This is a genomic window from Daejeonella sp. (genome assembly GCF_037719425.1).
GTDB lineage: Bacteria > Bacteroidota > Bacteroidia > Sphingobacteriales > Sphingobacteriaceae > Daejeonella.
This window is the reverse complement of record NZ_JBBJNI010000197.1, coordinates 1-5501: the sequence shown is the minus strand read 5'-3', so window position 1 is coordinate 5501 and position 5501 is coordinate 1. Positions and strand designations below refer to the sequence as shown.

Below are 5501 nucleotides of genomic sequence, written 5' to 3'. Positions count from 1 at the left end.
TACCTGACTCCGGGGCTAAATTATGTTCCGGAAATGAGTGGCGATCGGAAATCAGAGTAAATGCATCTTAGAACTTAAAACGTCCGCTAACAGTGTTGGCGGCGTTTGGGAAGAAACTTTAATAGCAAACACTGTCCCTGCAATCTAAACCTGATCGCAGAAAGTAGCCTTTGCTGGTCAAAATTCAAAGGAAAAACAAAATGCGTTGGCAAAGCTACTTCGGAGAGCAGGACTGCCGGAACCGACTGTTCGCAGGCTTTGCTTTTCTAATTCATATTGTCATTATAGATATTATTTTATCTATTGCTCAAAAGAAAATATGAAGACTATTATCTCTGTTTTTTTGGATATTCAAAGCCTAAATTCTAATCCGATTAAATGAAGTACTACCTTACTTTCTTGCGATAAAATACAAACTCAGTGACCAGGATTAAAAACGTGCTTAACACGGCGCTTAACAGCACTCTGACAATCGTGTAGCCAAATTGCGATATCCTGAACGCTTCGAAGGAGAATAACAACAAGTGATGGAAGAAGGCCAGAATGATAGCATAGAATAAAAACCAACGGAAACCCATGATACCAAGGCGCGGTTCTGGTTCGTTATCAAAACCATCCCTATGTACCGTGACGCTGATAAATATAATCCTGACAAATGCCATCACCGTGCAAGCAAGTGCATGTAATCCTAAAGTGTCATAAAAAACGTCAATAGTTAGCCCCGTAACAAAGGCCAGCAGAAAGAGCAGCCCATTGGGAATATTGAAGGGCAATAATAAGATGAATAAGATGTAGAGATATGGCACGCTGAGATTGTAATAACCTGTATTCTTCAGCAGGAAAACCTGTGTAGCGATTAGCAGGATAAACCGTATAGTGTTAACAATTATAGCTCTTCCCATTATTCAGCCTTGTTTAAAGCTTCAAGAGACAATTGTTCTTTCGAAAGCATATTAGTGATCACGTACACATACTGCAGCGCGGAAAAGTCGGTATCAAGCTTAACTTCAATATTTAATCCGCTATCATCTCCTTTGACTCCGGTTTTAGACACCCTACCAATATTGGTGCCCTGAGGGAATAAGGAAAATTCCGATGTAACTACTCTTGAGCCGTTTTTAACAACCAGATGGCCTTGTATATCTTTCAGAATAGCGTAACGAGCATCCAAAGTTCCTTCACCCCAAACAAGCGACCCAATGTTGCCATTAACACTTGCACTAACCTTAGTTTCCGTATGCAGCAGGGAACGGATAGTCGCGAAATTCTCAGAGACATTTAATACGATTCCTACAATTCCTGTTGCGGATGTTACCCCCATCCCTTTTCCAATACCGTGCTTTAATCCCCGGTTGATCGTAATGTAATTATTTTTCTGATGTACGGAGTTATTGATAACCCTGGCGACGGTATAAGTATATTGTTGTTTCACGAGTGTATCATTAACCCGGACCTGCTTAATGCTGTCACTGTAGAAGGATGATTTTAACAGATTTCTTAAACGCGCATTCTCACTCGCAAGGCTGTCGTTAGTCTTTCCAAGAACAAGGTAGCTGCTGAATTCATTCACCCTTTCATAGGTGCTGCCAATGAGCTGATTAGATGAATTCCACACACTGGCGCGCTGATAAGAGTTGTTGTTTACCATTATAATGAGAGAAATGGTAAAGAAAATGATCAGCAAAAAAAATGCGTTGTACTTACTTATGAAAAGCCAGAGGTTACGCATAGGAGTTGTAGGTTGTAAGTTATAAGTTGTAAGTGAACAAATTCGACACCAAGTCAAACTTAATACTTATAACCTATAACTTACAACTCGTTTATTGCATTAAGAATTTGAAATTACCGATATTTTTAAGCGCGATCCCGGTTCCTCTAACTACTGCACGCAGCGGATCTTCGGCAACATGCACAGGAAGCTTAGTTTTAGCAGCTATACGTTTGTCCAGGCCACGAAGCAATGCACCACCACCTGTTAAATAAATACCGGTTTGGTAAATATCAGCTGAAAGCTCAGGAGGAGTGATCTCAAGGGCTTTGAGAATCGCTTCTTCAATTTTTGAAATGGATTTATCAAGACAGTGAGCGATTTCGGTATATGAAACAGTGATCTGTTTTGGAACTCCTGTCATCAGGTCACGTCCCTGTACTGCATAGTCAGCAGGAGGGTCAGACAGTTCAGGTAAAGCAGCACCAACTTCAATCTTGATTTTTTCAGCCGTGCGGTCACCGATCATAATGTTGTGCTGGCGACGTATGTACTGAACGATATCACTATCAAAATTATCTCCCGCAACACGTATGGACTGATCACAAACAATTCCGGATAAAGCAATAACTGCAATCTCAGTCGTTCCCCCACCGATATCGATGATCATATTACCCATTGGCTCTTCAACATCGATACCAATACCTACAGCGGCTGCCATGGGTTCGTGAATTAAGTACACTTCTTTGGCGCCAGCGATCTCAGCCGAGTCGCGTACTGCCCGCTTTTCAACTTCTGTGATGCCAGAAGGAATACAAATAACCATACGTAGCGATGGGAAGAACCATCCTTTACCATTGTTGATCATTTTGATCATTCCACGGATCATGTACTCGGCAGCGTTGAAATCAGCAATTACCCCATCCTTCAATGGCCTTACAGTACGGATATTATCGTGTGTTTTACCTTCCATCTGCATTGCCTGCCGACCGATAGCGATAACCTTATTTGTTGTGCGGTCAAACGCCACGATCGAGGGTTCGTCCACAACAACCTTATCGTTATGAATAATAAGAGTATTGGCGGTGCCCAGGTCAATCGCGATCTCTTGTGTAAACCAATTAAATAAACCCATTTCTATAATGTTAGATGTTGAAAATGTTTCCTAAGATAAACTCTTTTTTTTGTTTTGCCGCGCTTCGCTCGCAATGACAAAGTTGTTTTGCCACGCTTCGCTCGCAGTGACAATAATTGAGAGTTGTCGGTTGCCCGTTGCAAGTACCTGGCTATGCGCCCAGTCCTGATACCTGATACTTAATACTTACTACTTTTTAGTGTTTAAAATGTCTTACCCCAGTGGTAACCATGCCTATGCCCTTATTGTTTGCCATGTCGATTGAATCCTGATCCTTGATCGAGCCACCAGGCTGTAGTACCATAACCACGCCAGCTTCTGCAGCTATTGAAACACAATCAGGAAAAGGAAAAAATGCATCCGATGCCATAACACTTCCCGAAAGGTCAAAGTGAAAAGCTTTAGCTTTTACTATTGCCTGCTGTAGTGCGTCTACGCGCGATGTTTGGCCAACTCCGCTTGCAATTAAGCAGCCGCCCTTAGCCAGAACGATCGTGTTTGACTTAGTATGTTTTACAATCTTATTAGCGAACGCAAGGTCTTTCATCTGCTGCTCATCTGGTTTGCGGTCTGTAACCGAAACCATATGTTCAGGGCCTTCTATCTGCAGATCTTTATCCTGTTCGATCACACCGTTAAGCAGGGTTTTAAACTGCTTTGCTGGAAGCTGAACTTCCTTTCTTTTCAGGATAATCCTATTCTTTTTCCCGGTAAGGATAGAAAGAGCAGCCTTGTTATAAGAGGGCGCGATTAAAACTTCAAAGAAAAGGTTATTGATCTCGGCAGCGGTGTCAGCATCAATCTCACGATTACAAATTAATACTCCGCCGAACGCAGAAACCGGATCGCAGGCAAGGGCAGCTTTCCAGGCATCAAGAATTGAACTTTTTGAAGCTATACCACATGCGTTGGTGTGCTTTAAAATTGCGAAAGTAGGGTCTTCGAACTCATCGATCAATGAAACCGCAGCATCAACATCCACAAGGTTATTGTAGGATAGTTCCTTGCCGTTAAGCTTTTCAAACATTGCGCTTAGGTCACCATAAAATAAACCTTTCTGATGCGGGTTCTCACCGTATCGAAGTGCGCTGGATTTTTGCTCGCTGTATTTGAAAGCAGCCAGTGGATCTTCCTGATTGAAGTAGTTGAAAATAGCGGTATCGTAATGCGAGGAGGTGTTGAAAGCCTGGCGCGCAAATGATTTACGGTGGGATAACATGGTATAGCCCGCGTTTTCTGTCAATATATCACTTAAGGTAGTGTAATCGTCTTTTGATGCGATGATCACCACATCATTATAATTTTTTGCCGCAGCACGGATAAGTGAAATGCCGCCAATGTCAATCTTCTCGATAATATCCTCCTCTTTTGCTCCTGATTTAACAGTTTCTTCAAAGGGGTATAGATCAACGATTACAAGGTCAATTTCGGGGATCTCATACTGACCGATCTGTGCCTTATCTTCTTTATGTTCTCTGCGATTCAAAATCCCGCCAAAAACTTTTGGATGAAGCGTTTTTACCCGTCCCCCAAGGATGGAAGGATAGCCTGTAAGATCTTCAACCGCTATAACATCAATGCCCAGATCGCGGATAAATTTCTCTGTCCCTCCCGTAGAGTAAAAAGTAACGCCATCAGCATGCAGCTGACGGATAAGAGGTTCTAAATTATCTTTGTAATAGACTGAAATTAAAGCGTTTTTTATCTTAACAGGATGGCTCATTGAAAAGTATTAATGGAGCCGCAAAGATAGTTTTTTTGATGGGAATTTTGAATAGGAACTGAAAATTGAAAACTGAAAGTTGAAGCTGGATTTGGAAAACGGAAATGAGCTCTGAGGTTGGCCGATAGGTACGTTTCCTAACTTTCAGTTTTCAGTTTTCAGCTTTTATTTAACTCTTCATCTTCTTTAATAGTCCCTCAACAACCCTGGGGTAATGCAGGTGCTCCAGTTGCTGGCCTTTAAACTTTATCATTTCGAGGTCGTCACCTTCCTCAATCCGGAAGCGGGATTGATGAATCAATTCACCTTCGTCAAACTGTTCATTCACAAAATGAATAGTAATGCCTGATTCTTCCTCTTTACTATCCAGCACAGACTTATGAACCTTATCTCCATACATGCCTTTCCCTCCAAATTTAGGAAGAAGTGCAGGGTGGATATTAATGATCTTATTTGGAAATGCCTTCAAAAGGTTTTGTGGGATAAGCCATAAGAAGCCAGCAAGCACGATGAGATCGATCTGAAGGTTTTTAAGAAGCTGCACAACATCGTCCGTTTTGGTGAATTCATGATTATCAAAAATATGCGATGGGATTTCAAAATTGTCCGCGCGCTGTAAAACATAGGCCTCAGGATTATTTGTAAGGACTATAGCTACTTCTGCGTCATGGTGTTTTTTAAAATATTCCATGATCTTCTGGGCATTAGATCCGGAACCTGAGGCAAAAAGGGCTATTCGTTTCTTCAAACTAAATGTTTTTTAACAAAGATATTATTTTGAGCGTTTTATGGAAATGATTTCGAAAATCAGTAAGGATAACACGGGGGAGATTGAATTGTTAGCAGGATTAAATTTATAAAGTGGGGTTGCTTCGCTTCGCTACCATTGACGTTTTTATGCAACATCTTATTTTTCAATTAGTTGGTAATTAAGC

The 5501-nt window shown here is 41.4% G+C and carries 5 protein-coding genes; all 5 read right to left on the bottom strand.

Annotated features, from left to right (window positions below; all coding sequences use genetic code 11):
* Positions 1-386: 386 nt before the first annotated feature.
* Positions 387-902 carry a rod shape-determining protein MreD gene (locus WKF69_RS18065; protein ID WP_340383710.1) on the bottom strand — a complete coding sequence of 172 codons (516 nt, stop codon included), beginning with the start codon at positions 900-902 and terminating at the stop codon, positions 387-389.
* Positions 902-1729 (bottom strand): rod shape-determining protein MreC, encoded by an 828-nt coding sequence (gene mreC / locus WKF69_RS18060; RefSeq protein ID WP_340383708.1) that lies wholly within the window; start codon positions 1727-1729, stop codon positions 902-904. The genes WKF69_RS18065 and mreC overlap by 1 nt, the downstream gene beginning before the upstream one ends.
* 91 nt (positions 1730-1820) lie before the next feature.
* Complete coding sequence (locus tag WKF69_RS18055) at positions 1821-2843, bottom strand: rod shape-determining protein (protein ID WP_276363182.1); 1023 nt, start codon at positions 2841-2843, stop codon at positions 1821-1823.
* A gap of 196 nt (positions 2844-3039) precedes the next feature.
* Positions 3040-4566 carry a bifunctional phosphoribosylaminoimidazolecarboxamide formyltransferase/IMP cyclohydrolase gene (purH, locus tag WKF69_RS18050; protein ID WP_340383705.1) on the bottom strand — a complete coding sequence of 509 codons (1527 nt, stop codon included), beginning with the start codon at positions 4564-4566 and terminating at the stop codon, positions 3040-3042.
* A gap of 169 nt (positions 4567-4735) precedes the next feature.
* Complete coding sequence (gene purN / locus WKF69_RS18045; RefSeq protein WP_340383704.1) at positions 4736-5314, bottom strand: phosphoribosylglycinamide formyltransferase; 579 nt, start codon at positions 5312-5314, stop codon at positions 4736-4738.
* Positions 5315-5501 lie beyond the last annotated feature (187 nt).

Excerpts from the sequence above, each read along its gene's own strand:
- WKF69_RS18065 (WP_340383710.1), bottom strand. The coding sequence starts at position 902 with ATGGGAAGAGCTATAATTGTTAACACTATACGGTTTATCCTGCTAATC.
- mreC (WP_340383708.1), bottom strand. The coding sequence starts at position 1,729 with ATGCGTAACCTCTGGCTTTTCATAAGTAAGTACAACGCATTTTTTTTG.
- WKF69_RS18055 (WP_276363182.1), bottom strand. The coding sequence starts at position 2,843 with ATGGGTTTATTTAATTGGTTTACACAAGAGATCGCGATTGACCTGGGC.
- purH (WP_340383705.1), bottom strand. The coding sequence starts at position 4,566 with ATGAGCCATCCTGTTAAGATAAAAAACGCTTTAATTTCAGTCTATTAC.